The organism is Arthrobacter sp. Z1-9, assembly GCF_054792695.1.
On record NZ_CP096456.1, the window covers coordinates 2,332,778 to 2,358,735 of the forward strand.

Annotated in this window: 26 protein-coding genes; 12 read left to right on the forward strand and 14 right to left on the reverse strand. The window is 63.1% G+C overall.

Annotated features, from left to right (window positions below):
* Nucleotides 1–36: 36 nt before the first annotated feature.
* The 3 genes from M1D93_RS10765 to M1D93_RS10775 all read left to right on the forward strand — a co-directional run bounded on the left by M1D93_RS10765 (nucleotide 37) and on the right by M1D93_RS10775 (nucleotide 3,584).
* The gene (locus M1D93_RS10765; protein ID WP_461171563.1) at nucleotides 37–1,557 is read left to right on the forward strand and encodes a DUF4389 domain-containing protein; all 1,521 of its coding nucleotides are present in this window, start codon (nucleotides 37–39) and stop codon (nucleotides 1,555–1,557) included.
* Between the two features lie 89 nt (nucleotides 1,558–1,646).
* Nucleotides 1,647–2,405 carry an SDR family NAD(P)-dependent oxidoreductase gene (locus tag M1D93_RS10770; RefSeq protein ID WP_461171564.1) on the forward strand — a complete coding sequence of 253 codons (759 nt, stop codon included), beginning with the start codon at nucleotides 1,647–1,649 and terminating at the stop codon, nucleotides 2,403–2,405.
* 306 nt (nucleotides 2,406–2,711) lie between these two features.
* Complete coding sequence (locus M1D93_RS10775; RefSeq protein ID WP_461171565.1) at nucleotides 2,712–3,584, forward strand: HNH endonuclease; 873 nt, start codon at nucleotides 2,712–2,714, stop codon at nucleotides 3,582–3,584.
* A 5-nt stretch (nucleotides 3,585–3,589) separates the two neighbouring features.
* Here the strand turns inward: M1D93_RS10775 and M1D93_RS10780 are convergent, their stop codons facing one another.
* On the reverse strand, nucleotides 3,590–3,862 hold the full coding sequence (locus tag M1D93_RS10780; RefSeq protein WP_461171566.1) for a hypothetical protein: 273 nt from the start codon (nucleotides 3,860–3,862) through the stop codon (nucleotides 3,590–3,592).
* A 196-nt stretch (nucleotides 3,863–4,058) separates the two neighbouring features.
* Between M1D93_RS10780 and M1D93_RS10785 the strand changes: the two genes are divergently transcribed.
* The gene (locus tag M1D93_RS10785) at nucleotides 4,059–4,583 is read left to right on the forward strand and encodes a DUF2087 domain-containing protein (protein WP_461171567.1); all 525 of its coding nucleotides are present in this window, start codon (nucleotides 4,059–4,061) and stop codon (nucleotides 4,581–4,583) included.
* 199 nt (nucleotides 4,584–4,782) lie between these two features.
* Nucleotides 4,783–6,651: a vWA domain-containing protein gene (locus tag M1D93_RS10790; RefSeq protein WP_461171568.1), complete on the forward strand. Its 1,869-nt coding sequence runs from the start codon at nucleotides 4,783–4,785 to the stop codon at nucleotides 6,649–6,651.
* A gap of 112 nt (nucleotides 6,652–6,763) precedes the next feature.
* On the opposite strand, the gene M1D93_RS10795 is transcribed toward M1D93_RS10790, so the two are convergent.
* From M1D93_RS10795 to M1D93_RS10835, 9 genes are all read right to left on the reverse strand, one after another.
* A complete protein-coding gene (locus M1D93_RS10795; protein ID WP_461171569.1) occupies nucleotides 6,764–7,732 on the reverse strand; it encodes a lipid kinase in 969 nt (322 codons plus the stop codon).
* 11 nt (nucleotides 7,733–7,743) lie between these two features.
* Entirely contained in the window at nucleotides 7,744–8,766 is a 1,023-nt protein-coding gene (locus M1D93_RS10800) for a DUF808 domain-containing protein (RefSeq protein ID WP_461171570.1), read from the reverse strand.
* A gap of 127 nt (nucleotides 8,767–8,893) precedes the next feature.
* Nucleotides 8,894–9,742, reverse strand: a complete 849-nt coding sequence (locus M1D93_RS10805) for a sugar phosphate isomerase/epimerase family protein (RefSeq protein ID WP_461171571.1) — start codon at nucleotides 9,740–9,742, stop codon at nucleotides 8,894–8,896.
* A gap of 33 nt (nucleotides 9,743–9,775) precedes the next feature.
* Nucleotides 9,776–11,002, reverse strand: a complete 1,227-nt coding sequence (locus M1D93_RS10810) for a substrate-binding domain-containing protein (protein ID WP_461171572.1) — start codon at nucleotides 11,000–11,002, stop codon at nucleotides 9,776–9,778.
* Nucleotides 11,002–12,114 (reverse strand): ABC transporter permease, encoded by a 1,113-nt coding sequence (locus M1D93_RS10815; protein WP_461171573.1) that lies wholly within the window; start codon nucleotides 12,112–12,114, stop codon nucleotides 11,002–11,004. Before M1D93_RS10815 ends, M1D93_RS10810 begins: the two co-directional genes overlap by 1 nt.
* A complete protein-coding gene (locus M1D93_RS10820) occupies nucleotides 12,111–13,163 on the reverse strand; it encodes an ABC transporter permease (protein ID WP_461171574.1) in 1,053 nt (350 codons plus the stop codon). Before M1D93_RS10820 ends, M1D93_RS10815 begins: the two co-directional genes overlap by 4 nt.
* Nucleotides 13,160–14,767 (reverse strand): sugar ABC transporter ATP-binding protein, encoded by a 1,608-nt coding sequence (locus M1D93_RS10825; RefSeq protein ID WP_461171575.1) that lies wholly within the window; start codon nucleotides 14,765–14,767, stop codon nucleotides 13,160–13,162. Before M1D93_RS10825 ends, M1D93_RS10820 begins: the two co-directional genes overlap by 4 nt.
* 444 nt (nucleotides 14,768–15,211) lie before the next feature.
* On the reverse strand, nucleotides 15,212–15,496 hold the full coding sequence (locus M1D93_RS10830) for a hypothetical protein (RefSeq protein WP_461171576.1): 285 nt from the start codon (nucleotides 15,494–15,496) through the stop codon (nucleotides 15,212–15,214).
* 182 nt (nucleotides 15,497–15,678) lie between these two features.
* Entirely contained in the window at nucleotides 15,679–15,864 is a 186-nt protein-coding gene (locus tag M1D93_RS10835) for a hypothetical protein (RefSeq protein ID WP_461171577.1), read from the reverse strand.
* Nucleotides 15,865–16,132: 268 nt separating this feature from the next.
* On the opposite strand from M1D93_RS10835, the gene M1D93_RS10840 reads away from it, so the two are divergent.
* The 7 genes from M1D93_RS10840 to M1D93_RS10870 all read left to right on the forward strand — a co-directional run bounded on the left by M1D93_RS10840 (nucleotide 16,133) and on the right by M1D93_RS10870 (nucleotide 21,418).
* Entirely contained in the window at nucleotides 16,133–16,504 is a 372-nt protein-coding gene (locus M1D93_RS10840) for a UBP-type zinc finger domain-containing protein (protein WP_461171578.1), read from the forward strand.
* A 141-nt stretch (nucleotides 16,505–16,645) separates the two neighbouring features.
* Nucleotides 16,646–17,812, forward strand: a complete 1,167-nt coding sequence (locus M1D93_RS10845; RefSeq protein ID WP_461171579.1) for a cytochrome P450 — start codon at nucleotides 16,646–16,648, stop codon at nucleotides 17,810–17,812.
* 289 nt (nucleotides 17,813–18,101) lie between these two features.
* The gene (locus M1D93_RS10850) at nucleotides 18,102–18,590 is read left to right on the forward strand and encodes a hypothetical protein (RefSeq protein WP_461171580.1); all 489 of its coding nucleotides are present in this window, start codon (nucleotides 18,102–18,104) and stop codon (nucleotides 18,588–18,590) included.
* A 247-nt stretch (nucleotides 18,591–18,837) separates the two neighbouring features.
* Nucleotides 18,838–19,296, forward strand: a complete 459-nt coding sequence (locus M1D93_RS10855; protein WP_461171581.1) for a hypothetical protein — start codon at nucleotides 18,838–18,840, stop codon at nucleotides 19,294–19,296.
* An 83-nt stretch (nucleotides 19,297–19,379) separates the two neighbouring features.
* A complete protein-coding gene (locus M1D93_RS10860; protein ID WP_461171582.1) occupies nucleotides 19,380–20,072 on the forward strand; it encodes a histidine phosphatase family protein in 693 nt (230 codons plus the stop codon).
* Nucleotides 20,073–20,096: 24 nt separating this feature from the next.
* Entirely contained in the window at nucleotides 20,097–20,651 is a 555-nt protein-coding gene (locus tag M1D93_RS10865) for a DUF3090 domain-containing protein (protein ID WP_461171583.1), read from the forward strand.
* A complete protein-coding gene (locus M1D93_RS10870; RefSeq protein ID WP_461171584.1) occupies nucleotides 20,651–21,418 on the forward strand; it encodes an SCO1664 family protein in 768 nt (255 codons plus the stop codon). The genes M1D93_RS10865 and M1D93_RS10870 overlap by 1 nt, the downstream gene beginning before the upstream one ends.
* A 149-nt stretch (nucleotides 21,419–21,567) precedes the next feature.
* Here the strand turns inward: M1D93_RS10870 and nrdF are convergent, their stop codons facing one another.
* The 4 genes from nrdF to nrdH all read right to left on the reverse strand — a co-directional run bounded on the left by nrdF (nucleotide 21,568) and on the right by nrdH (nucleotide 25,607).
* Nucleotides 21,568–22,542: a class 1b ribonucleoside-diphosphate reductase subunit beta gene (gene nrdF, locus M1D93_RS10875; RefSeq protein WP_163164049.1), complete on the reverse strand. Its 975-nt coding sequence runs from the start codon at nucleotides 22,540–22,542 to the stop codon at nucleotides 21,568–21,570.
* 98 nt (nucleotides 22,543–22,640) lie between these two features.
* Nucleotides 22,641–24,761, reverse strand: coding sequence for a class 1b ribonucleoside-diphosphate reductase subunit alpha (nrdE, locus tag M1D93_RS10880; RefSeq protein WP_461174992.1), 2,121 nt, complete (start codon nucleotides 24,759–24,761; stop codon nucleotides 22,641–22,643).
* 20 nt (nucleotides 24,762–24,781) lie between these two features.
* Nucleotides 24,782–25,234 carry a class Ib ribonucleoside-diphosphate reductase assembly flavoprotein NrdI gene (nrdI, locus tag M1D93_RS10885; RefSeq protein WP_461174993.1) on the reverse strand — a complete coding sequence of 151 codons (453 nt, stop codon included), beginning with the start codon at nucleotides 25,232–25,234 and terminating at the stop codon, nucleotides 24,782–24,784.
* A gap of 127 nt (nucleotides 25,235–25,361) precedes the next feature.
* A complete protein-coding gene (gene nrdH, locus M1D93_RS10890; RefSeq protein ID WP_013601222.1) occupies nucleotides 25,362–25,607 on the reverse strand; it encodes a glutaredoxin-like protein NrdH in 246 nt (81 codons plus the stop codon).
* Nucleotides 25,608–25,958 lie beyond the last annotated feature (351 nt).

The window sequence follows — 25,958 nt, forward strand, 5'->3', positions numbered from 1 at the left end:
CATGGCTGACGGCCCGCAGAGTCGCGGGACAGGATCATGAAAAAGACCGCTTCAGTAATAATGCTCATCCTGGGGATCCTCTTCTCGCTCCTGGGCCTTGCGGCCCTGGCCGCAGGTGCTGTGACGTCAGCGGTGGGGTCCGCCCAAGGCGATGGATACCTGTCCTCAGGCACTGCCCGCCTTTCCGTCGGCTCCCACGCATTGACCACGTCCCGGCTCGATGCCGTCGGCGAGGGCGTACCCCCGCGCCTGCCGTTCGACGTCGGCACGCTCCGGCTGCGCGCCTCCTCTTTGGAGGCAGGCAAGGAGATCTTCATCGGCATCGCTTCCCAGGCCGACGTCGGGCGGTACCTCACGGGCGTGCATCACTCGGAGCTCCTTGAGGTGAACAGCCGGCCCTTCCGCGCGGAGTACCGGGACATTCCGGGCAGCACTGCACCGTCACCCCCGGGAGAACAAACGTTCTGGACCGCATCCGCCTCTGGTGCCGGAGAGCAGGAGCTCACCTGGGACCTTGCCGCCGGCAGCTGGGCAATAGTCATCATGAACGCCGACGCCAGCCTCGGCGTCGACTCCCAGGTCCGGGCCGGGTTCCGGTCCGACCTGATTCGGCCGGCAGCCTCTGCCCTGCTCGTGGGCGGAGCCGTTTCCCTGCTCATCGGGCTTCCTTTGCTCATCCTGGGAGCCGTCGGCCTCGGGCGCCATGCGGGACCGCCTTGGCGGGAACCGGGCGGGCCTTTGCCCGAAAACACGGCAGTAGCGGCGGCATTCCCGGGTACTCAGGGAGTACTTCCGCCGGCCCAGCAACGCCCCGGGGAGCCGGTGGACCGGACACCATATCCGGCACGGCTCATCGGCGAACTGGACCCGGCCCTGTCGCGGTGGATGTGGCTGGTGAAATGGTTCCTTGCCATTCCGCACGTCGTCGTACTGATCTTCCTCTGGTTTGCGTTCCTCGTCAGCACGATCTTTGCAGGCTTCGCCATCCTTTTTACCGGCCGCTATCCGCGGCCCCTGTTCAATTTCAATGTCGGCGTTCTGCGGTGGAACTGGAGGGTCGCCTTTTACGCCTATACGGCCGCAGGCACCGACCGCTACCCGCCCTTCACCCTTGCACGCACCAACTATCCCGCTGACTTTGACGTGGACTACCCGGACCGGCTCTCCCGCGGGCTGGTCCTGGTCAAATGGTGGCTCCTTGCAATCCCGCATCTGCTCGTTGTCGCCGCGCTCGCCGGCAGCACGTGGAGCCGGCAGGATTACGGTGACGTGGGAACAACCTACGAACGTGGAACGGGCCTCTCCCTTCTGGGGCTGCTTGTCCTGATTGCCGTGGTGGCCTTGCTGTTCACCGGCCGGTACCTGCGCCCGCTGTTCGACCTGGTCATCGGGATCAACCGCTGGATCTACCGGGTCCTCGCCTACACCTCGCTGATGCGCGATGAGTACCCGCCGTTCAGGCTGGATCAGGGCCCCGGGGAAGCCCCGCTCCACGCCGTGTCCCCGACACCTGACGGGGCGCCGTTCCCTCGGCCCGACACGACGGCAGGGCAATAGGATCCCTTCCATTTCGAGGCTGTAGCGTGGGTCGCACCTGCAACCGCTGGGATTGCCGCCAACGTCGCGGCGACTGAGAGGAAGTCAACATGGCACAGTTCACCGGCAAAGTCGCCCTTGTCACTGGAGGCGGTTCCGGCATCGGCGAGGCAATCAGCAAGGAGTTGGCCGCCAAGGGGGCGAGCGTCGTCGTCAGTGATATCAACCTTGAGGCGGCGCAGCGCGTGAGCCAGGAAATATCCGGCGACGGCGGAACCGCCTCGGCGCTGAGGCAGGACACTGCAAGCAAGGAGGACGCTGAAATGGTCGTCCGCCATGCCGTAGATACATATGGGGCACTGCACTATGCGGTGAACAACGCTGGCATTGGCGGCAAACAGGCGCCGGCCGGTGAAACGGACCTGGACGAATGGGACAAGGTCATTGGCATCAATCTCAATGGCGTCCTCTACGGGATGCGTTACCAGATCCCCCAGATGCTTGAGGCCGGCGCGGCGAAATGTGCGATTGTAAACATGGCTTCCATTCACGGCACAGTGGCTGCCCTCGGCAACGGCGCCTACACAGCTGCCAAACATGGCGTCGTGGGGATCACCAAGAATGCTGCGGCCGAGTACGGCCCGCAGGGACTGCGGATCAACTCCGTAGGCCCCGGCTACATCCGGACACCGCTTGTCGAAAGCAGTCTCAGCCCTGAGGTCCTGCAGGTTCTGGAGGGCAAACACGCCCTCAACCGCCTGGGCACCGCCCAGGAAGTCTCCCACCTCGTTTGCTTCCTGCTGTCAGAAGAAGCTTCCTTCATGACCGGCGGCTACTACCTGGTCGACGGAGGCTACACCGCCGTCTGACGATGCCGGCCTCTCCCGCCCGCATCAGCATTCATTCGGAGCCGGCTGACTGGCATCGGACGAAGATGGCGGTACAAAGGCGTTGGGGCTGGCAGCAGTCTGCCTTCGTGGACGCAGGTGGCCCCATGGGCGACAATGAAACGACGGATGAGGACAAGATCAAGGTGGTTGGACAATGAGCGCAGCATCATCCGAACGCCGGATCATCCATACTTCCCGCAGCGGTTCCCCTGCCAAGGAACCTATCTAGGTCCCGCCGTTGAGGCTAAGGGGACGCGACGCGGCGTGTGCTGGTAAAGGTGGGTCGTGGCTGCAGTAATTCTGGGATGGAACCCAGACCGCTGGAACCGCTGGGACTATCCCGGCGCCGTCGAGCAGGTCGCGGAGTCCGGCCGTTTTCTGGCCCGTTGGAGCGTTGGCCACAACCGGAACATCGAGGCAGGGACCGAGGTTTGGCTCCTGCTGCAGGGCAGCAGTGACGCGGGAGCCGGCCTGATCGGCCATGGAGTGGTGATGTCCGAACCGTATGCGGCCGTACATTCCGCGGATACTGCCGCCACTGACTGCCATGTCAGCATCGCTTTTGACGCACTTCTCCCGATTGGCGACCAGATACGTCCCGGCACCCTTCGGTCAGCCGTCCCTGCCATCAGCTGGGACGACGCGAAACGTGGCTCAAGCCTGGCAGTTCCGCGTGCCGCCGAACCGGATCTTCGTCAGCTATGGCGGGACCACGGACCGCCGGTGATGGAACCTGCGCACCTGGTGTCGGGAACCTGCCCGCCGCACGTTGTCAGCACCATAGACGTGAACCGTTACGAACGAAACCCTGACGCGCGCCGCGTGTGCCTGGCCTTCCACGGAACGTCCTGCGCTGCCTGCGGCTTCTCCTTCGAGGCCTCCTACGGCGAGACTGGCACGGGTTTCATCGACGTGCACCACGTGGTGCCGCCAGTAATGCTTGGGGACGGGTACCAACTGGACCCTGTTGCTGACCTCGTACCGCTGTGCCCCAACTGCCACGCCATGGCGCACCGCGGTGTTGCCTCGCCGCGCACAGTGTCGGAACTCCGGGACATCCTTTCCGCCTCCGGCCATATGGCGGGCGAAGTGGTGGGCGAGCGTGCCCTTGAAGCCCAGGAGGATGCGCGGCGGATCCTTGAAGGGCGTCAGGACTGACTCGGTCACTCCCCTGCTGCTGTGGTCCCAAACATCAGGGTCCGTCGCCGCACGTCGTAATAGACCGTTGCCGATCGTTTTAGGAGGTTTTGGAGAACCTCGGCGTCCTCCGCATCGAGGGTGAGCACTTCTTCCCATGCCCCTTGGTCAAGGACCAACTGCAGGGTCCATGTGCCAGGCTGTCCCGCTTCTCCGGCCACCCAGCTGAACTGGTAATGGTTGACTTGCCGGACTTGGATGCTGTCATCGGTGATGGGTTGTTTTGGATTGGGGCTCATGGTCCCCTCCTGAACTAGTGTTGAGTCGGCCTACTGCAAAGCCAAGCACCAATGTAGACCTGCTGCCCGTCGTGATCCAGACCCCGCCGAAGAGTTGGAGTCGGACCGCCCGCAATTCCGCAGCGACCGCCACCAGGACTACGCTTTCACCACGGTGTCAGCACAGGTGGGCGCAGAGGCAGAGTGAGGAAATGCCGTGACCGGAGCGATGAGGTTTAGCGGGCCGCACTGGCGGCGGGTGGTGGCTGCCCTCGCCAACAACGATGCCCGAATTGCCTACGCACAAATTGTGCTGGGTGCCACGCTTCCCGAGGTCCTTGCCGGCGTGAAGGGTCAACGACGGAACCGGGCCCTCACTGCCCTGCTCGAGTCGGGGCTTGTCGAGCAGAACGCTGCGGACGAACTGGTGGCACCCGAATCGATCTTCCGTGACCTTCTCGCCCAGCTGCCCCGGCGGCAGTCACAGAGCGGTGTGGACCGCTTCATGCGCCTGGGCAGAATCGAGAGGTATCCTGCCAACCTGGCGGAACGGCGCGAACTGCTGGCCTGGATCGTGAACCAAGCCATAGAACCAGGCGAAATCCTGTCCGAGAAGCAGGTCAACGAACGGCTCCTGAGTTACACCGATGACGTGGTGCTGCTGCGCCGCTACGTGGTGGACTTCGGACTCTTGGAACGCACCGCCTCCGGCTCGTCCTACTCACGGCAGATGGAACCCTAATGACCGTCACGCCTGCGTGAGGCAGCAGATGTGAATCAGGACACTCATATTGCCTCCGTCGGGGTTATCCTCAAGATGCGTATCCAGTTGCGGGGGCATCCGGGCGGGGGCTAGGCGCACCCGCGGTGAACTGCCGCGGGCCAGTTTCATCATTTGCATTCACACCGGGGAAACCCGGCGGATTTCAGAGGAAACGAGCATGGGCCGTCGACGCGCAGCAACTGACCCGAGCTATCCGCGCTGGATCTGGGTCGCCGCGGCGGCCACGGTGGCCCTTCTCATTGTTGGCGGCGCATTCGTGCTGCGAACGTTGATCTTCCCCACTGATTCAGGAGACGGCGGGCCTTCAGCGGGGAATGGCAGCACACCGTCAGCAGGCCAGCCCCTGGCGCAGGACAGTCCTGCCGCCGTCGCCGGAACCCCTCCCTGCATCTCCTTGAACATCCTTACGTCGCTGGAGAACGCCGAGACTGTCCGGGCGCTGGCGGCCGGGTACACAGCTAAACCCCGCAGCGTGGAAGGCAGATGTGTGACGCCGGTAGTGGCCCAGGAAAAGTCGGGAGTCGCTGCCGGCAAGGTCGCTGCCGGGTTCCCCGGCGTTGCGGCCGGCGACCGGCCCTCCGTCTGGCTGCCGGACTCCTCCGCGTGGTTACGAATCGCAGGGGCGGGTGCCGGCGGAAGCGCTGTCCCGCAAGAGGGGCTCAGCCTCGCCCGGAGCGCGATCGTCGTTGCCATGCCGGAGACAATGGCGGCTGTCCTGGGCTGGGACAGCAAACCGCCGTCGTGGTCTGAGGTCTTTAAGTTGGCGGAGGAGCAGGACGTCTGGGAGCGCCTCGGCCACGGCAAGTGGGGCAAGTTCAAGTTCGGCAAGGCCAGTCCCCTGGTCTCAACGTCGGGCCTGATGGCCGTTGCTGCTTCCTACGGTGCCGCCGGCGGCAGCGTAGGAGGTTTGAACGACATGGACCTGGACGCACCATCCCTGGTGGAGAAAGTGCGCGCCGTGGAACTGGGTACCAGCCACTACATGGCCACCCCGGAGCATTTCCTGTGGCACGCCAGGGAGGCTGACGACGCCGGGAACGTTGCAGAATTCCTGTCCGCCGTAATCGTGGATGAAAAATCTGTGTGGGACTACAACCGGGGAGTGGTTAGCGAGGACGGAAAAACAAAGCAAGCTGGTCCCGCCCCCAAGGAATCCCTCAGGGCCATTTATCCCAGCGACGGCGTGCACGTGGCGGACAACCCGGCAGTGATCCTTGACGGAGATTGGGTGGGGAACCAGCAGCGCCTGGCGGCCCAGGACTTCCTCACGTTCGCAGTTACCGAACAGGGCCAACAAATTGTCAAGACATCCGGGTACCGGACCATCCAGGGCAAGTTGGATGCTGGAGTGGCGGGAACCGGACGGTACGCCGAGACGCTCCAGCCGCTGCCACTGCCCAAAGCGGAGGCGCTAACTAAAGTACAGGAGAGCTTCCCTGAGGTCCGCAAGCGGGCAAGGGCCTTGTTCCTGCTGGACATCTCGGAGTCCATGGTGCAGGAACCAGGTGTCACCAAGCTGCAACGGGCCAAGGACGCCGTCCGCAAGGCACTGGACCACTTCACCGGTGACGATGAGATTGGGCTGGCCGCCTTCTCCCAGGTAGGCGACGGCCCGTTGACGCCGGGCATCGTAAGCCAGGTCGCACCGTTCAAGACCAATAAAGAAGACCTCATCGCCAAGCTCAACGACCTCAAGGCCGTGGACGCCACGCCTCTTTTCGAAGCGGTGGGCCGCTTCGCCGGCGATCAAGCCAAGGACTACAAAGACACCTTCATCAATACCATCGTGCTTTTGAGTGACGGAAAAAACGACACCACCCACCCGGGAGACCTGGGTGGGCTCTCCCAACAGTTGAGCCATCAGAACCACTCGACGCCGGTGCTTGTCTTTACCCTCGCATACGGACCCGACGCCGACGTCCCCACCCTGCTGGAAATCGCCAGGGCCAGCGGGGCGCACTACTACGACGCCACCGATCCGAACAGGCTCGAAGAAGTCCTCGGCGAGCTGGTGACCAGTTTCTAGGCCAGGCGCCGGTCGTCGGAGATCCCGAAGTGTCTTAGGCAGGGTCCCTTACCTGAGGCAGGGCCCGGCGGCTTGGAATCCTGGCCGTTCACGCTCCTTGGCCATTGGACACTCAACTTGACGGGCCGCTCGCGGCACCCGGGCCGTCAAACAATGCGCTGTTGCTGCCCTGCGGCACCACGATGTGAACGGCGTTGCGCTCAACAGTGAAGTCGGTCGGCGTGATGGTCGCGATCTCGCCGTCGAGGTTTACCGACAGCGGTGGCTCGGTGACCAGCCGAAGTTGTCGGCTGGTCAGGTGGTTAACCCGGTCGTGCCCGACGAAGCTTCCGTCCTTGAGCAACCGTGCGATGTTCACGTGTTCCCGGATCGGCGCCCCAAGGATGGCGTAGACGTCAAGAGTATGATCGTCGATTCCTGCCGTCGGGGAAACCGTGTTGCCGCCGCCGTAGTGCCGGCCATTGCCAACGGCCACCTGAAGCAGATGCTCGAGCTTCATGGGCTCGTGGTCCCCCTCCGGAAACTCGAGGCGGGCTTGGAACGGCCGGTGCCGAACATACGCGCGCAGGGTGGCGATGGCGTATGCCAACGGTCCAAGTTGCCGCTTGAGGCGCGGGCTGAGAGCTTCGGTAACACCCACCGACAGTCCGACGGAAGCGACGTTGAGGAAGGGCTGACCGTTCGCCCGGCCGAGGTCGACGTCGACCACTTTCCCCTCCGCGATGGCAGTGCACGCCTGTGCCAGATCATCCGGTATCTCAAGCGTGCGGGCGAGGTCGTTGGCGGTCCCCAGCGGAAGAACGCCGAGCATAACGCCGGTACCGGCAACCCGACCGGCGGCACAACTCACCGTCCCGTCACCGCCCCCGACAACCACCAGGTCATGGCCGTCCGCAATCACACGGTCGAGGGTTTCGGCCAGCTCTGCCCCCGACAGCACGCGGTGCACGGCGGAGACCGGCACGCCGACCCTTTGCATAGTGTCCACCGCCAGTTCATGTGCGGCCGCCCCGCGGCGCGATCCGGCATTGATCACCACGGCAGCAGACCGCGCTTCCCGGGCCATTTTGGTGTGGGACATGTTAGGCCGAGCTAAGAGGCGGGATCGCTGCGTTTCGTCGGGTTATCGCCTGCAGCTGCAGCACGGACGTCGCCTTCCTCGTGCCCGCCCTTTCCCTTCCCGAACGGCAGCGCGTGCAGCAGCGGGTGGACGACGGCCATAACTACGAGGCCCCAGGCGAGGCCGACGATGGCCGAGCACAGGGTGTTCACAAGCCAGGCCAGGAAGCCTCCCACAACGGCGAGGCCGGCGAAGGGCTTCTCAAGGACATGGACAAGGTCATAAGGGGCGTGCCAGCCAAGGTCGTGTGCACCCTGCAGCATGATATGGCCGCCGACCCACAGCATGGCGATCGTCCCCACAAAAGTGATCGCGCCCAGCACGGCAGGCATCCCCTTGACGAGCAGCTCGCCAAAGCGCTTGGAGCCGGCAGAGTCCTTTGTGGTCAGGTGGAGGCCGATGTCGTCCATCTTGACGATGAGTGCAACGGCACCGTAAACCAGCACCGTGATGACGAGTGCCACCACCACCAGGATCAGCGCACGGGCCCACAGGGATTCATTAGCCACCTCGTTCATCGAAATGACCATAATTTCGCAGGACAGGATGAAGTCAGTGGTGATGGCACCCTTGATCACTTTGGCTTCCGCGCCCGGTCCGCGATCCACCGCCGGCGCATCTTCTTCCGAGGAGTGGTGGCCCCGGAGCTTGTGCCAGACCTTCTCAGCACCCTCGTAGCAGAGGTAGGTGCCGCCCAGCATCAGGATGAACGGGATCGCCCAGGGGACGAAGGCGCTGACCAGCAGCAGCGCCGGCAGGATGATGAGCAGCTTGTTCCGCAGCGAGCCCCAGAAGATCTTCTTGATCATTGGAAGTTCGCGGGACGGGTCCCTCCCGGACACGTACTGCGGGGTGACGGCGGCGTCGTCGATCACCACGCCGGCGGCCTTGGCGCCTGCCTTGGCGGCGCCGGCCGCGACGTCGTCCACCGAGGCGGCCGCTATGCGGGCAAGGGCTGCGACGTCGTCCAGCAGGGCGACGAGACCGCCGCTCACAGACCGCTCCCGCGCTTCTTGAGGGCGGACTGCAGGGCATGGAGGCTTCTGACGAGGCGCATAAGTGGCATGCTTCGGATTATACGGTGGCGGGGGCGCGACGCAGGCGTTAAGCGGGCCGAAGTAGTTATAGGCCGCGCAGGAAAGCCAACCCGCTGGCGGCCAACTCGTCCTGGCTCGGGGCCAGCGGCCGCCAGATGGAGGCCGCAACGGCAATCGCGGCGTTATCCGCAGTGAAACTTTCAATGTTCAGCGGTCCGTTGTACCCCACCTCGTCCAGCGCCTGCAGTAAGCCCTCCCAGTCGGTCTGGTCCCCGCCGGGGGCGCCGCGGTCATTTCCGGAAACCTGCACATGTACCACGTGCTCTCCGGCTGCCCGGACCGCAGCGGCCAGCGAACGCTCCTCGATATGAAGGTGGTAGGTGTCCAAAGCCAGGCCGACGCCGTTGCCAAGCAACGGCTCCAGCGCCTCAAGCGCCTGGTCTACCGTGTTGATCAAAGATGTTTCATACCGGTTCAGCGGTTCGACGCCAAGGACCACTCCCGCTTCCCGTGCCCGCGCCGCCACTGGTTGAAGATTTTGACGCAGCTCAGCGTAGGCATCCCGCCGCTGCCCGGCCGACATCCGCCAGACCCGGCCGGTCTGGGCGTAGAAAGGACCACAAACAGTGGGCGAACCGATACTGCTGGCCATGGTGATGCAGGCCATGAGGTAGGCCTGGGTCCGTTCCACGGAGGCCGGGTCCGCGGCGACGAGATCCCGGCCCGGCGCCATGGCACCAACAAGAAACGGTGAAAGCCCCGTCGCCTTCAGGGCCTGGCGCACTGCACCCGGCGTGAAGTCGCCGGCGTTCTCCAGGGGCAGTTCGACGGCGTCAAACCCCAGGGCGGCGATCCTCGCCAACTGTCCGCTCAAATTGGAGTCGGTCAGCGGAGACTCCCATACCCACGTGCTGATCCCGATGAGGCGCTTCACTCCGCTGCCTTCCAAACCGCCTGCAGGACACCGTCAGGGCATTTGCCGCCTCTGCCAGACGTCCGGGTAGCCGGGAAGGTCTTCTCCGCCGAACTTGGCGTAGTGCCCGCCGGGCATCCCCTGATTGCGCTGCAGCCAGTCGTCCAGTTCGTCCGCGAGGATGGGCTTTTGCGGGAGAACCCATTCGGCGGGGATCTGCTCACCCTTGAAGATCTTTTCCAGGGCCAGCAGCGGGGTCCGCCACTGGAAGTTGGAGTAAACGGGAGCCATGGCGTCGATGCCGGTTTCCTTCCACTTGGCCAGGAAGCTCATCTCGTCTTCGCCGGTCATCACCGGCAGGTCCTTGCCCGCATCCTCGAACGCCTCAAGGGCAGCCACCGCACCGTCTCCGGCGTCCATCCAGACGCCCCGGACGTCTCCGGTAGCGAGTTCATCAGAGATGATCTTCTTGATCTCAGTGGGGTCCGCTCCCGTGAAGTAGTCCTTGGCCTCAATTCCCTTTTCCTCGAAGATCTTCTTTGCTGCCGCCCACCGGTGTTCCAGCACGTCGACGCCGGGAAGGATCCGCAGGGCCACCACCTTGTCACCGGACTGCAGCTTGTCAGTCAGGAACGTGGCGGTGTCAATGCCCCAGGCAAAGCCGCCGATCGGGTGGATGAACGTGGTGGCGCAGTCCGTTTCCACGCCGCGGTCAAACACCACCACCGGCTTGCCGGTCTCGCAGGCGCGTTCCACAGCCTGGGTCAGGGCCGCTGTGGAGTTGGGCGAGATGACGAACGCATCGCAGTTTCCCTCGTCGATGAAGTAGTCAATGTCCGCGATCTGGGTGTTGTCGTTGTCCTTGGCGTCCCGGGTTTCCATCTCGGATATGGCCCCGGAGTCCTGCAGGACCTTGAGCTGCTGGTTCATGCTGATCCAGCCGGTCTGCCGCCACGGGTTCGAGATGGAAGCGTTTGCGAAGCAGACCTTTTTCGCTCCGGACGAGGCGAACTTTGCGGTGTCCGTCATGTCGCCGGCAATGTATTGCAGGTACGGCTGCTCCGCGTTTCCTTCAAACGTCGCCGAACGTTGCTCCAACTGCGCGTCGTAGAGGGCCTGATCAAACCATTCCTGGCTAGCCGCGGTGGTTTCCGCCGGCGAGCCGGTACCCGTTGCCGCCGTCGTTTCGGTAACTGACGGATCCGTGGTGGTACACGCAGTCAGCACCACCAGCGGCAACGCTGCCCCAAGTGCGATCACGCGAATAGAGTGTTTGCGCATCAGGCTCGATCTCCTCCTTGTTCGGTGCCCTGGTGGGGCATGGGTGCTGCGCTTAGCCGGTGCCGTTCGTCATGGGCAGCGGAAGTTGCTCCTTTGCGCTTGCGCTGCCAGGACTTGGACGCTGCTGCCACAGCGATGATGATGATTGCCCCCTGGACCGTGTCCCGCCAGGTGGCCTGGACACCCATGAAGTTCAGGAGGGTGAACAGCGCTTCGAGGGCGAACGCTCCGGCCGCCGCTGAGAGGACCCAGCCGCGTCCGCCTCCCAGCACCACGCCACCGAGGACGACGGCGGTGATCGCCGTGAACTCGTAACCCCTCCCCACCGAGGGATGTACTCCCGCGTAGCCCACGAGCAGGATGCCGGCCACAGTGGCCGACAGCGAGGAGATGATGAATGCCCGTGTCCGCACCCACCAGACGCGCGAGCCGGCAAGCTCAGCAGCCCTTGGATTGTCACCGACGGCGATGAGCATGCGGCCGAAGGGGCGGCGCATCAGGACGAACGCCAGGATGGCCACCGCCGTCAGAATGATCACGGGGTAGGGAATGATGTCCAGCACCGGGACATCCTGGATCCCGCCGCGCCCTATCTGGCGGAAGCTGTCGGCCGGGTTTCCCTGGGCTGCGCCGCCGGTCCAGTAGAGGACCAGCCCTAGCAGGGCCAGCATCATGCCCAGAGTCACAATGAAGCTGGGCACCTTCAGCAGCGTTGTGATCAGTCCGTTCACGAGTCCGATGAAGGCACCGAGCACAAACATCAGGATCAGGACCGGAATCACCCGGGAGTCGTCCTGCCGGATGAGGTTGCCGGCAACAATGACCTGCATGGTCACCACCGATCCCATCGACAGGTCGAATTCGCCGCTGACGATAACGAAGTACTGGCCGACGGCGGCGATGGCTATCGGGGCCGTCCTGCCGATGAACCGGATGAGGGAGCCCGGCTCCCCAAAGGAGGGATTCAGGACGATGATGGCTGCCAGGAGGCTGATCAACAGGATGAAGACGGCGCCGCCGGGGGTGCGCACCACCCGCAGGAGGCGCTGGGAACGGCTGGCGCGGTTCTGCCGGAGGACCGCGCTGCGCCCTGAGGGCAGTACCGCGCTCATGGCCCCTCCGCGGCTGCAGGCTGCGCGGGTGCAGCCTGCGCAGCCGGTGCTTCCGCGGAACCCTTCGAACTGAACCGCTCCGGCCTGGTGACGATCCTGCGGCGCGCGTACACGGCGACGGCGACGACGATCACCACGCCCCTTACCACGTCCTTGAGGAAGGGGTTGATCTGCATAACGGACATGATGTTGTCCAGCATGGCGAAGATGAGGACGCCGCCGAGGGTGCCGGTGATGGTCCCTTTGCCGCCGGCCAGGAGCGTGCCGCCGAGGACCACTGCGGCTATGGAGAGCAAATCGTACCCGCCTTGGGAACCCACCGTCGGGCTGCCAACGCCCAGCCGGCTGGCCAGGAGCAGGCCCGCCATTCCTGCAAGGAGCGAACAGATCACATGGGCCGTGATGACCGGTGCATCAATGCGGATCCCAGAGGTCCGGGCCACCGAAATGTCACCGCCCACGGCGTAGAGGTGGTGGCCAAGGCGGGTGCGGTGGAGCAGCAGCATGGCCAGGCCCGCGCAGGCCAGCATGATGATGGTCGAGATGGGAACAGGCCCCAGGCCCGTCGCCCCGACCAGCCGGAACGAGAACGGGGTCTGGCCGAAGCTGCCCTTGAAATTGGTTGCGAGGTAACCGCTGATGATCAAGCCCATGCCCAGCGTGGCTATGAACCCGTGCACGTTAAGGCGGGCCACAATCAGCCCGTTCGCCAGACCGATGACCGCTGCCGCAACCAACGTGAGCAGCACGCCGGGCAGGACGTTGCCCGGGTTGTTGGCCATCACGCCGGCGGCAATAAGGCTGGCCAGGCTGGCGACATAGGGAACCGAGAGATCCAGGCTGCCGGCGAGGATCACCAGCGTCTGTCCAATTGCGATGAAACCCAGGACGCTGGTTCCGGTCAGGATGCTGGAGATGTTGCCCTGGCTGAAGAAATTCCGCCCCACCGTGCTGACCAGCACTGCACCAACGATCAGCGTCAGCAGCGCCACCAGGTAGACGATTTGTGTGGAGGACAGGCGATCGATGAAGCTGCCGCGCGGTTTCATGTTCCTCCCCCAGATGCGATCCTGGCACCCGTTCCCAGCTGCAGGACTGCTTCCTCGGATGTTCCGGCCGGAAGCTCGCCGGCGAGACGCCCGTCACGCATGACCAGGATCCGGTCGGACATGCCGATGACCTCGGGCAGTTCGCTGGAGACCATGAGGATGGCTTTGCCTTCGGCTGCCAGCCTGCGCATCAGCCGGTACACTGCCACTTTGGCTCCCACATCTATTCCGCGGGTAGGTTCATCCAGCAGCACCAGGCGGGGGCGGATGGCCAGCCACTTGGCAAGGACCACTTTTTGCTGATTCCCGCCGGAGAGGTACTGCACCTCCTGGTCCAAGTCCCGGGCAACGACCTCGAGGGAGGAAAACACACCGGGGATTTCTGTTCTGACTGCACTTGTGCGGCGTGTGAACACTGATCGGATGACGGTCAGCGCGTTATCCAGGATGGACTGGTTCAGGCTCAGGCCTTCTGCCTTGCGGTCTTCGGTGATGAGGGCCATCCTCGCCCGGACCCCCTCCCTTGGTGACTTCGGCAGAAGCTCGCGGCCCTCCACCTTCATGGTGCCTCGGGTAAAGGGAGCGGCGCCGAAAATGGCGTGCAGCAGTTCAGTCCTGCCGGAGCCCTGGAGACCGGCCAGCCCGACAATCTCACCCGGACGAACGCTAAAGCTGATACCGTCCAGTTGGCCGTTTCCGGCACCGTGGAGTTCCAGGACCGGCTTGGCGGGGACGTCAGCGCTGTTCACTTCGGCACCGCTGCCTTCAGCGTCACCGTCCGTTCGGGGCAGCTTGTCCGGGAAGAAGGCGGAAATAGGCCGGCCCACCATCAGCCGGACCAGCCGTGCGTCGTCGAGTTCCGAGGCGGGACCGGTGCTGACCACACGGCCGTCCTTCAAGACTGTGATGACGTCGCACAGGTCGAAGAGCTCACGAAGCCGGTGGGAGACATAAAGGATGGCCGTTCCACGTTCCCGCAGGCGGGACACGATCTGGTAGAGGAGCTCAACTTCGGCGCCGGCGAGCGCAGCAGTGGGCTCGTCCATGGAGACGATCCGGGCGTCATAGCTGACCGCCTTGGCAATCTCCACTACTTGCTGTTCAGCTACGGTCAGGCTCCGCACCTGGGCGGTCGGTCGAATGGCGGTGATCCCGAGCGACTGCAGCAGCTCGGCCGTTTTCGCATTCATCAGCACCTTGTTCACCAGGACCCCACGGCGGGGCTCGCGGCCAAGGTAGATGTTCTCGGCCACTGTCCGGTCGGGAAGGAGGTTGAACTCCTGGAATACCGATGACAGCCCGGCTTCGTGGGCCTTCGTAGGGTGGCTGAAGTTGACTTCCTGGCCGTCCAAAAGCACTGTTCCCGCGTCCGGCTGATAGACCCCCGCAAGCACTTTCATCAGGGTGGACTTCCCGGCGCCGTTTTCACCCACGAGCCCGTGAACCTGGCTCCGATGAAGGGTAAGGTGGGCGTCTTCCAGAACGGGAATGCCGAAGAAACTCTTGGTCAATCCACGGACTTCCAGGAGTGGCCGCGTGGCCGCGGATCCTTGAGTGAGCCCACCGGGGATTGACGCCTCGCCCGTCCGTCTGTGGTTCTCCATCGATCCGCCCACGCCTAACTGTTACAGGGGCGGTTCCGTTCCGTCAAGGAAAATGATTGCTTGCTACTACAGGACGAAATCCAGCAGTTGTATCGAAGGTCATGAACCGGTAACGACAGTGCCACTGCTGTCACGTGTTAATAACCCTTGGGAGTGAACGCGGCTATCAACGGTGCCCCGTCCCTAGAATTAGCCATGGATTCGATCCCTGCGGTGATCCTCATTATCGGTGCCGCTTTCGCCTGGATTGGTTTGACGGTACTCGTCATCCTGAGGTTGCGCCGCCGTCGGAACGGGTCCTCATTGGTGGCTTCGGCTCCCCCTCCTGCCGAAGCCTCCAGCAGCCGTCCGCACAGGCCATGGCGCCGTGTCCGGCCCCTGACGGGACAGACCCCGAGCCGACGACGAATGCGGCCCGGGAAGGTACGCGGGTGATTGCTTCTGTCAGGTCAGGCTGCGATTGATGGACCTGCGGATACCGACGATCCTGACGGCGACTCCTGTCAGGACAAGGCCGACTCCCAACGCCATGAGCACCCAGACCGGAACCGACGCGGCGTCGATGTTCCGATAGCACTCTGCCGCCAGACCTGTAGTCCGGAGCTGCACGTCTGCCATCTCAGCCGCTCGGCTTTGCGGGATCAGCGGGCTACCGCACAACGGCCCCACTGTCTTCAAGCCGATAACAACACTAAGGATCTGGACGGCGAATCCCACTGCGATCGTCAAAATCCAGCCACGGCGTTGACTAAGGTCCTGAGGGATGCCCTTGGTCGTATTTCCCGGAGAATCTCGAACCGCCATGCTTAGAGCATAGTGGGCCTTCGCCTGCCTCGGGCACGGACGATCAGACCTTTGTAGGGTAGGTTACTTACGCAATTCCGGCCCGCGCTGCCGGCGGACAGTGCCGACTACGAGGTGGTAGCCTGCGCCACCACGCCCACGGGCGGGCTGTGCTTGAGGGGCTGCGGCGCTGGAATCGCCCGGTCGCCCTCATACTCCGGTGCTACGGACCTGCTGACCGCGGTGGGCTCGACTTCCTGCGGCGTGCCTACGGCTTTCACCCACGGCTGCCAAGCGCGGCGTGGTGGTGACATGGGGGTGACTTCGCCACCGCCCCCACCGTATTCCGGGCCATCGGGCAGGGGTACGCCGAATTGGTGATAATACGTCCGGAACGATCGCGCGATGAAGAATTCCATCGGGCGATTACCGATGCCAGCGACGACTGGCATCTGGCCCAGGGGCTTGGGTTCGAGGCCGTCCGGTTAATCGGGGAGGTGGGCGACGAAAGGACTCATACGTTGCGCGACTCCCTGAGCCGGAACCACATCCCGGCGGGTTTTCCACCCTGCAGGGTCCGACATGGCAGACCGGACGCTGGAGATTGCCGAAGCGATGGGGGTGACGCGCCCGCCGCCGGCGGACAAGGTCTTCGATGTGGTGGTGGTGGGAGCACCGGGATGGTGGCTACATCTTCGGCGCTGCGCCCAATGCGGCCACATTGGGCGCTGCGATTCATCACCCTCGCAGCATGCCAGCACCCACGCGCGGACCGTCGGTCACCCTGTTATAACGTCCTTTGAACCTGGGGAGGACTGGTTTTACCAGCACAACACGAAGAAGTTCTTCCGTGGCCCGCGGCTTCCGGATCCTCAGTCCAGACCACTGGAGCAGTCGGCACCTGCACCGGCAGACAAAGTGCCGGCAGACTGGCGGGACCGCATCCACCGGTAACTGCGGGTCCAGAACCAAACGTTTACCGCCTGCTAATGACCCAGGAGCAGGCATTGGCTAAAATCAAGGCTCGACGCTCAGTCGACCGGGGCCGCGGCGTCCGTCAGGCCGATAGGGCCCAGGCGAGCAGGGAGGCCAGCCGTGGACTTCATCCAGTCCGCTGAACATCAGCTCAACCCCTTCCCCCACTACGAGCGCATGCGGGAAACTGCCCCCGTCTATTACGACGAACAATCGGGAAGTTGGCACATCTTCCGGTACGACGACGTTCAGCGGGCACTGTCCGAATATGCAACATTTTCATCGCATATGGGCGGTGACGATGCATCGGGGACGGGCCAATTGTTCGCCTCGAGCCTGATCGCCACCGATCCCCCAAGGCACCGGCAGCTGCGTTCCCTGGTCACCCAGGCGTTCACGCCTAAAGCCGTGGATGCGCTGGCTCCCCGTATTGCCGCGCTCACCGACGAGCTTTTGGAGGGGATCGCGGCCCGCGGCAGCGGGGACCTCATTAAGGAATTGGCGTACCCGCTGCCGGTCATAGTGATCGCCGAACTCATGGGTATCCCCGCTCAGGACCGTGAGCGCTTCAAACAGTGGTCCGATGTAATTGTCAGCCAGACGCGGACGGGTTCGGAAAGTGAGAACCACTACGCCGCAATCATGGAGATGACGGAGTACTTCCTGGCCCTGATCGACCAGCGCAGGAGCCGGCCCGGCCAGGACCTGATCAGCACCCTGCTGGCAGCGGAGATTGACGGCCAAAAGCTGACGGTGCCCGAACTGCTCGGTTTTTGCGCTCTACTGCTCGTCGCAGGCAATGAGACCACCACCAATCTGATCGGCAACGCCGTGTTGTGCCTGACTGAGTACCCCGGCGCCATGGACCGCCTGCTGACGGAACCTGCCCTGCTCCCCCAGACCATAGAAGAAGTGCTGCGCTTTCGATCGCCGGTTCAGTCCATGTACCGCACGACGGCCGGGGAGACTACCTTGGGAAGGGAACTGATTCCCGCCGGCGCGCCAATCGTGGCTTGGATTGGCTCCGCCAACCGCGACGAGCGGCAGTTCCAGCGGCCCGCCGAGTTCGACGTGGACCGCGGCCAGAACCGGCATCTGGCGTTCGGCCACGGCATCCACTTTTGCCTCGGCGCGCCGCTTGCCCGGCTCGAAGCCAGAATCGCGCTGGGTGCCCTACTGTCCCGTTTGCCCGGTCTCTCCCTGGATCAGGGAGCCCCTTTGGAACGGATGGAAAGCACCATCATCTATGGACTGAAGGAACTCCCGGTGCGTTGGGAGCCTGCCTGACCAACACCGGCACGTGTGTCCTCAAGCTGGCGACCAGCCAGGGCTACACTTGGCGGGGTAAGGACGGATGGGGGGATCCTGGGCGGCTGTGCCTACGCTCCGCTGGTCGGTCGCAGCCAGCGAACAAAGGACCACCGTGACCTTCTTCAGGGACTTTCCAGTGCCTCCGATGCCGCCGCAACCACGGTCAACGAGATACCTCCCGCCACCTTGGGCAGCTGCACCCGCCTACGAGCTGCCGGCTGTAGTCCATCTCGGGAAGTTCCTGCACCAGAACGCAACAACGGTTATGGCGGTCAAAAGCGCCGACGTGTATTCGACCGGCTGCTCCTTCAGCCTCTCCTGGCTCTTCCGCCGCGGGGAGCAGTCTGACGAAGACTGGGCTGACCTGCAGCACCTGTTCTTTCAGCCAGGCATGGGCATCCGCCGTGGCAGGGAAAGGCAGACCGGGCTGCTGTTCGGCGTGCAGTTTCCGGATGGGGCGAAGGCCAGCACCGGAAGCCTCGGGCCGCATGGCTTGATGGAGACCGGCCAACAGCCGAAGCCACCGACACTCGTCCTGAACAACGGCGGAGGCAGTGGCGGCGATGAGGAATTTTCGGGCACGGGCCAGCTCTGGCTTTGGCCTCTCCCTCCTGCCGGCGAGCTTCGTCTGGTGGCCCAATGGCTCGACTTTGGGTTGGAGGAAACCTCTATCCCGTTGGATGGCAGGCTATTGCGCGACGCCGCTGCAGGCGCACAGGCTTTCTGGGCCGGGGAGGGTGGCCGGGGCGAGTAAAGCCAGTGCCCTGATCCTGGGCAGCTGGGCTTGGGTCGTCGTCGTGGTCTTCCTCCAGCCTGATCCCCCCTCGTACCCCCACCCAAGAGTTAACACAGGGCAACCGGCACCTGTTGTTTTGGACTACGGCTTTGCCCACTATTGAAGAGTGGGAATGAGGGACAAGCGGCACCTGACGTGGTTGGCACTGTGCCTGCTGGTTTCTTTGGGAGGTATGACGGGGTGCACCTATAGCTATCCTGAGCCGGTGAACACCCCGACGGCGGATCCCACGCCCACAACAGAGGCACCGCAGCCGTACAACAATACGGACGTCCTGGAGAAGGAAGCTGAGAACTACGCTGAGCTGTACCGGCTGCTGCGGGCGGTGCCGGGCCCAGTCCTCCTCTTTGAGGTTGGGCCACTGGACGGGCCGGTCAGGGGTTTTGGCAAATTCGAGAAGGTGCCGGAGGCCGGGCAGTACACCGTTACCGCTGCCTGTGTTGGTGCAACAGGCGCGAAGGTCTCCGTTGGCCAGGAGCATCCCGGTGCACCCTTCCGCCCAGTGGAACTCGAGTTGGATTGTGCCGGTGCCACGTCCCAAGTCATCGCCCTTGAACAGGGTTACCTGTTCGCGCATCTGGTACTGCCGGAACCGGGTGACACTCCCTGGACGGGCGCAGTTGGAGGGGTACGAGTGACCTCTTCACCACCCGATGCCCTTTGATAATCGATAGTGGTGACGTGGCAGGCAAGTTTTTCATGGGCCTAGGTGGAGGCCGCCGTCGAACGGGTGGCTAGGCTGGGTGGATGGCGACAGTTATTCTCGTGCGGCACGGCCGCACCACAGCCAATGCCACTGGACTGCTGGCCGGTCGGGCCGCCGGTGTCAGACTGGACCAGATTGGGCGCGAGCAGGCAGCTTCCACCGGAGAGCGGATAGCGGCAGTGCCGCTGGTTGGGGTGGTATCGAGCCCTCTCGAGCGTTGTCAGCAGACGGCCCAGCTCATCCTCGATCGCCAGGCTGGCACTCCATACGCGCCGTTGGAACCCGATCTTACCGAGTGCGACTACGGCCAGTGGCAGGGCCGCGCGCTCAGTGATCTCGCAAGCGAAGATCTGTGGTCGGCTGTGCAATCGCAACCGTCCGCCGTCATCTTTCCCGGCGGTGAATCCATGGCCGCGATGCAGGCCCGGGCGGTGGCAGCCATTCGACGCCACGACGCAGCCTTCGAAGCCGAGTATGGGCCAGGAGCCGTATGGGTGGCGGTTAGTCACGGTGACATCATCAAATCGATCCTCGCCGACGCGCTAGGCATGCACCTCGACCTGTTCCAGCGCATTAACGTGAGCCCTGCCTCCGTATCAATCGTGCGCTACAGCGCCAGTCGGCCAAGCGTCTACGCGACCAACACCGACGCCGGGGATCTTTCCTGGCTGTCGAACGGCCTCCACTCGGGAGATGCGCCGGTGGGCGGCGGTGCAGGGCAACAGGCACCATGAAGCGCATATGCCTAAAATGCTCTTATGCCTACACGTGTTCATGAGTTTGACTGGCCCGATCGGGTCGTCGTTGGAACCATCGGCGTTCCTGGGTCGCGCACGTTCTACCTGCAGGTGCGGGCAGGGACTCAGATCGTAAGTGTCGCCATGGAGAAGCAGCAGTCGGCTTTGCTCGCCGAGAAAATCGACGAGATTCTCGACCAGCTTCTCAACGTGGAGGGGAACCCCCACAGTGTTCCCACCAGTACTCCCATTGAGCTCGTCGACAACGACCAGCTGGACGCAGTTCAGGAGCAGTTTCGAACCGGTGCCATGAGCCTGGGTTGGGACCCGACGACAGCGCAGGTCGTCATCGAGGCCTACCCGATCACCGATGTCGACGATGATAACGACGACGAATCGCTTGATGAGAACGGCGCTGAAGTGCCCGAAATGTTGCTGGTGCGGATGCCGGTCGGCGCCGCCCGCGCATTCGCCAAGCGGACGCGAGAGGTGGTGGGCGCCGGGCGTCCCGCGTGCCCGCTCTGCGGTTACCCGGTGGACCCAGACGGGCATGTCTGCACTCTTCCCGAGGTCTGATGTCGGCGCCCGACCTGCTGACTGCCGAACTGACGCTCACCGGGCGCATCACGACGGCGTCGAATGCCACCTTCCTGGGCACCATCGGCGACACCGCGGTCGTTTATAAGCCGATAGCCGGGGAGAAACCGCTATGGGATTTTCCCGACGGCTTCCTTGCCCACCGGGAGGTCGCCGCCTACCTGGTCTCGGAGGTCCTCGGCTGGAACGTAGTGCCACGCACCTGGCTGCGCGATGGTCCGTTAGGCATGGGAATGGTGCAGCTCTGGCAGGAGACAGACCCCGACCAGAACGCGGTGGACCTCGTCGCAACGGACGACGTCGCCGAAAGCGGTTGGAAACACGTCCTCGAGGGTCAGGACGAGGAGGGACGAATGGTCGCCCTCGTCCACGAGGACACGCCGGCACTGAGACGCATGGCGGTGTTCGACGTCGTCGTGAACAATGCCGATCGCAAAGGCGCCCACATCCTTGCCATGCCCGATGGGCACCGGCATGGAGTGGACCATGGACTCACCTTTCATCAGGACCACAAGCTGCGCACGGTGCTGTGGGGGTGGCTGGGAGACGCCCTTACCACTGAGGAAACCGACGGCATCGAACGTGTCAGCGCAGCGCTGCACGGTGAGCTGGGCCAAAACTTGGCGAACCTGCTCAGCGCCGAAGAGATCGCCGTGCTCGCGGAGCGCTGCGCCCGGTTGCGGTCGGCCGGGCGCTTTCCGGCGCCAACGCGTGCGATGCCCGCGGTGCCCTGGCCGTTGTTCTGAGGGAGCTCAGGCTTGGTTTCGCATCTTAGTGCGGGAACAGCCCCGTACGAACTACGTACGGGGCTGTTGAAATTTGCTCTGCTTTGGATGGGCAGACGCAGTCTGAGGGGATTAGCGTTCGCGCTCAGTAGGATCGCGGACGTCGTCGTCTAGAAGTCCCAATCCTCGTCTTCAGTGTTAACAGCCTTGCCGATCACGTAGGACGAGCCCGAGCCCGAGAAGAAGTCATGGTTCTCGTCAGCATTCGGGGACAGGGCCGAGAGGATGGCCGGGTTCACGTCGGTAACAGAGGACGGGAACATGGCTTCGTAGCCCAGGTTCATCAGGGCCTTGTTGGCGTTGTAGTGCAGGAACTTCTTGACGTCCTCGGCCAGGCCGACGCCGTCATACAGATCATGCGTGTACTGGACCTCGTTTTCATACAGCTCGAAGAGCAGCTCGAAGGTGTAGTCCTTAATCTCCTGCTTGCGTTCCTCGGACAGGCCTTCGAGGCCCTTCTGGAACTTGTATCCGATGTAGTAGCCGTGCACGGCCTCGTCACGGATGATGAGGCGGATCAGGTCAGCCGTGTTCGTCAGCTTGGCCCGTGAGGACCAGTACATGGGCAGGTAGAAGCCCGAGTAGAACAGGAAGCTCTCCAGCAGCGTCGAGGCAACTTTGCGCTTCAGGGGGTCGTCGCCCTGGTAGTAGTCCATGACGATCTGCGCCTTCTTCTGAAGGTTCGCGTTCTCCGTGGACCAGCGGAACGCCTCGTCGATCTCCTTGGTGGAGGCCAGCGTGGAGAAGATGGAGGAGTAGCTCTTGGCGTGCACGGACTCCATGAAGGCGATGTTGGTGTACACGGCTTCTTCATGCGGAGTCAGGGCATCCGGAATCAGGGAGACTGCGCCGACGGTGCCCTGGATTGTGTCCAGCAGCGTCAGGCCGGTGAACACACGCATGGTGAGCTGCTGTTCGGCCGGCGTCAGTGTGTTCCACGACTGGACGTCGTTGGACAGCGGCACCTTCTCCGGCAGCCAGAAGTTGTTGACCAGACGGTTCCAGACGTCCACGTCCTTATCGTCCTGGATGCGGTTCCAGTTGATGGCCTCTACGTGGCTAAGCAGCTTGACCTTCTCGGTCATGTCATCCCCTATGCGTTGGGTGGTTTTCTCTAAGTTAAAGCGTACGACGGCGGGCGGGCACCCGCCGTCGTACTGTCAGGATTTGGTTGAAGCTTCAACTACAGCATGCAGCTGACGCAACCCTCCACCTCCGTCCCTTCCAGCGCGAGCTGGCGGAGACGGATGTAGTAGATGGTCTTGATGCCCTTCTTCCAGGCGTAGATCTGGGCCTTGTTGATGTCGCGCGTGGTGGCGGTGTCCTTGAAGAACAGCGTCAGGGACAGGCCCTGGTCCACGTGCTGGGTGGCAGCGGCGTAGGTGTCGATGACCTTCTCGTAGCCGATCTCGTACGCATCCTGGTAGTACTCCAGGTTGTCGTTCGTCAGGTACGGGGCCGGGTAGTAGACGCGGCCCAGCTTGCCTTCCTTGCGGATCTCGATCTTGGACGCCACCGGGTGGATCGAGGAGGTGGAGTTGTTGATGTAGGAGATTGAGCCGGTGGGCGGAACAGCCTGCAGGTTCTGGTTGTAGATGCCGTGCTCCATAACGGAAGCCTTCAGCGCCAGCCAGTCAGCCTGCGTGGGGATATGCACGTTCTTGAACAGCTCGCGGACCTTTTCGGTCTGCGGCAGCCATTCCTGCTCCGTGTACTTGTCGAAGAACTCGCCGGACGCGTACTTGGACTTCTCGAAGCCGCCGAAGGTCTGGCCGGTTTCGATGGCCAGCAGGTTGGAGGCGCGGACCGCGTGGTACACCACCGAGTAGAAGTAGATGTTGGTGAAGTCCAGGCCCTCTTCGGACCCGTAGTGGACCCGCTCGCGCGCCAGGTAGCCGTGCAGGTTCATCTGGCCCAGGCCGATGGCGTGGCTCTGGTCGTTGCCCTTGGCGATGGACGGCACCGAGGTGATGTTGGACATGTCAGACACAGCCGAGAGCGAGCGGATGGCCGTCTCAATGGTCAGGCCGAAGTCCGGCGAGTCCATGGTCTTGGCGATGTTCAGCGAGCCCAGGTTGCAGGAGATGTCCTTGCCGGTGTCCGCGTAGGACAGGTCATCGTTGTACGTGGTGGGCTGGGAAACCTGGAGGATCTCCGAGCACAGGTTGGACATGATGATCTTGCCGTCAATCGGGTTGGCCCGGTTCACGGTGTCCTCGAACATGATGTACGGGTAGCCGGATTCGAACTGGATCTCGGCGAGGGTCTGGAAGAACTCGCGTGCCTTGATCTTGGTCTTCTTGATCCGGGAATCGTCCACCATCTCGTAGTACTTCTCGGTGACCGAGACGTCGGAGAACGGCATGCCGTAGACGCGTTCCACGTCGTACGGGGAGAACAGGTACATGTCCTCGTCGCGCTTGGCCAGCTCGAACGTGATGTCCGGGATGACAACGCCCAGCGAGAGGGTCTTGATGCGGATCTTTTCGTCCGCGTTCTCGCGCTTGGTGTCCAGGAAGCGGTAGATGTCCGGGTGGTGCGCGTGCAGGTACACGGCGCCGGCACCTTGGCGGGCACCGAGCTGGTTGGCGTAGGAGAAGCTGTCTTCGAGGAGCTTCATCACGGGGATAACGCCGGAGGACTGGTTCTCGATCTGCTTTATGGGCGCGCCCACTTCGCGGATGTTGGTCAGCGCAAAGGCCACGCCGCCGCCGCGCTTGGACAGCTGCAGCGCGGAGTTGATGGACCGGCCGATCGACTCCATGTTGTCTTCGATGCGCAGCAGGAAGCAGGAAACCAGCTCGCCGCGCTGCTTCTTGCCGGCGTTCAGGAACGTGGGGGTGGCCGGCTGGAAACGGCCATCGATGATCTCGTCCACCATCTGCAGGGCGAGCTGCTCGTTGCCGCGGGCCAGGTGCAGGGCAACCATGCACACGCGGTCCTCGTAGCGCTCCAGGAAACGCTTGCCGTCGAACGTCTTCAGTGTGTAGGACGTGTAGAACTTGAACGCGCCCAGGAAGGTCTCGAAGCGGAACTTCTTTTTGTAGGCGCGGTTGAACAGGTCACGGATGAAGTTCATCGTGTACTGGTCAAGCGTCTCGCGCTCGTAGTAGTCGTTCTTGACCAGGTATTCGAGCTTCTCTTCCAGGTCATGGAAGAACACGGTGTTGTTGTTCACGTGCTGCAGGAAGTACTGGTGAGCGGCCTCGCGGTCCGCTTCGAACTGGATCTCGCCGCTGGGGCCGTACAGGTTCAGCATCGCGTTCAGCTCGTGATAACCCAGGCCCTTGTAGGCGGCGGGCATCTCGGGCTTCTGGGCCCTGGTTACTTCTGTGTCTGCGACAGTCGTGTCCAAAACGTGTCCAATCCATTGTTTACGCGGGCAACGTCGTCTGGCGTGCCCATTAATTCGAAGCGGTAGAGGTGCGGTACTCCGCACTTGGCAGCGATGATGTCCCCCGCCAGGCAGTAGGTGTCCCCGAAGTTTGTGTTGCCGGCGCCGATGACTCCACGGAGCAGCTGCCGGTTCTGCGGAATGTTCAGGAACCGGATGACCTGCTTCGGGACAGAACCCTCTCCTCCCGTGCCGCCGTAGGTGGGCACCACCAGCACGAACGGCCGGGTGGCGAGGAGGGGTGCGTCTTTGGCGAACAGCGGAATCCGGGCCACCTCGCGGCCAAGCTTCGAGACAAAGCGGGTGGTGTTCTCGGATGCCGAGGAAAAAAAGATGAGCTGGCTGCTGGTGACAACCGGCGGAACCGCCCCGGGATCCCCCACGCGCTGAGCCGCGTGAACATCCTGGGAGGTGCGGGATTCCTGTGCCGTGTAGAATTCCTGGGCTGCTGGTGCGGCCGTGGGAGTCACCTCAGCTGGTTGTTGGTTGCCGGCAGAAAAAGTGTGGCCCCTAGGCCACGGAGGAAACTGCGGAAAGCGCAAGTTCCTCGATCTTGTCCGGGCGGAAGCCTGACCAGTGGTCCTGGTCGGTGACCACAACGGGGGCCTGCATGTAGCCCAGTGCCTTCAGGCGCTCGAGGGCCTCGGCGTCCTGGGAGATGTCAACGCTCTGGTAGGTAATGCCCTTTTTGTCGAGCGCCCGGTAGGTGGCGTTGCACTGAACACAAGCAGGCTTTGTGTAAACCGTTACGGTCATGGTTCCTGTCCCCTTTACTGAAAACTTGCTCGTCCGGTGTTCCCGCCCAAGCTGTACCTAGATACTACATCTAGTGCAGACGCCTCTTTGGAACCCCTAGATGATGTATTACAAGTATGTCATTTAATGCACCTTTAATCCACAGGGAGGGGCCTGCAAAATGTCCGGAATCCCGCTGTTTTTGCGGACGCAATCCACATCCTGTGGAGTACTTAGCCACATTTAACGCCCAGCGTGTCGAGGAAAAGACGGCGTGTCGCCCGCAGCCCAAGGGCAGGTTCCGCGCCTCCCGGGACAGCCCAAAGGGGCCCCGAAGTGACCTTCGGAACCCCTTGTGGTGACTAACCCCAC

Bases quoted from the DNA above. Each gene is read 5' to 3' on its own strand.
- M1D93_RS10765 (WP_461171563.1), top strand. From the start codon at position 37: ATGAAAAAGACCGCTTCAGTAATAATGCTCATCCTGGGGATCCTCTTC.
- M1D93_RS10770 (WP_461171564.1), top strand. From the start codon at position 1,647: ATGGCACAGTTCACCGGCAAAGTCGCCCTTGTCACTGGAGGCGGTTCC.
- M1D93_RS10780 (WP_461171566.1), bottom strand. From the start codon at position 3,862: ATGAGCCCCAATCCAAAACAACCCATCACCGATGACAGCATCCAAGTC.
- M1D93_RS10790 (WP_461171568.1), top strand. From the start codon at position 4,783: ATGGGCCGTCGACGCGCAGCAACTGACCCGAGCTATCCGCGCTGGATC.
- M1D93_RS10795 (WP_461171569.1), bottom strand. From the start codon at position 7,732: ATGTCCCACACCAAAATGGCCCGGGAAGCGCGGTCTGCTGCCGTGGTG.
- M1D93_RS10810 (WP_461171572.1), bottom strand. From the start codon at position 11,002: ATGCGCAAACACTCTATTCGCGTGATCGCACTTGGGGCAGCGTTGCCG.
- M1D93_RS10815 (WP_461171573.1), bottom strand. From the start codon at position 12,114: ATGAGCGCGGTACTGCCCTCAGGGCGCAGCGCGGTCCTCCGGCAGAAC.
- M1D93_RS10820 (WP_461171574.1), bottom strand. From the start codon at position 13,163: ATGAAACCGCGCGGCAGCTTCATCGATCGCCTGTCCTCCACACAAATC.
- M1D93_RS10825 (WP_461171575.1), bottom strand. From the start codon at position 14,767: ATGGAGAACCACAGACGGACGGGCGAGGCGTCAATCCCCGGTGGGCTC.
- M1D93_RS10835 (WP_461171577.1), bottom strand. From the start codon at position 15,864: ATGTCACCACCACGCCGCGCTTGGCAGCCGTGGGTGAAAGCCGTAGGC.
- M1D93_RS10840 (WP_461171578.1), top strand. From the start codon at position 16,133: ATGGCAGACCGGACGCTGGAGATTGCCGAAGCGATGGGGGTGACGCGC.
- M1D93_RS10850 (WP_461171580.1), top strand. From the start codon at position 18,102: ATGGCGGTCAAAAGCGCCGACGTGTATTCGACCGGCTGCTCCTTCAGC.
- M1D93_RS10860 (WP_461171582.1), top strand. From the start codon at position 19,380: ATGGCGACAGTTATTCTCGTGCGGCACGGCCGCACCACAGCCAATGCC.
- M1D93_RS10865 (WP_461171583.1), top strand. From the start codon at position 20,097: ATGCCTACACGTGTTCATGAGTTTGACTGGCCCGATCGGGTCGTCGTT.
- M1D93_RS10870 (WP_461171584.1), top strand. From the start codon at position 20,651: ATGTCGGCGCCCGACCTGCTGACTGCCGAACTGACGCTCACCGGGCGC.
- nrdF (WP_163164049.1), bottom strand. From the start codon at position 22,542: ATGACCGAGAAGGTCAAGCTGCTTAGCCACGTAGAGGCCATCAACTGG.
- nrdE (WP_461174992.1), bottom strand. From the start codon at position 24,761: ATGCCCGCCGCCTACAAGGGCCTGGGTTATCACGAGCTGAACGCGATG.
- nrdH (WP_013601222.1), bottom strand. From the start codon at position 25,607: ATGACCGTAACGGTTTACACAAAGCCTGCTTGTGTTCAGTGCAACGCC.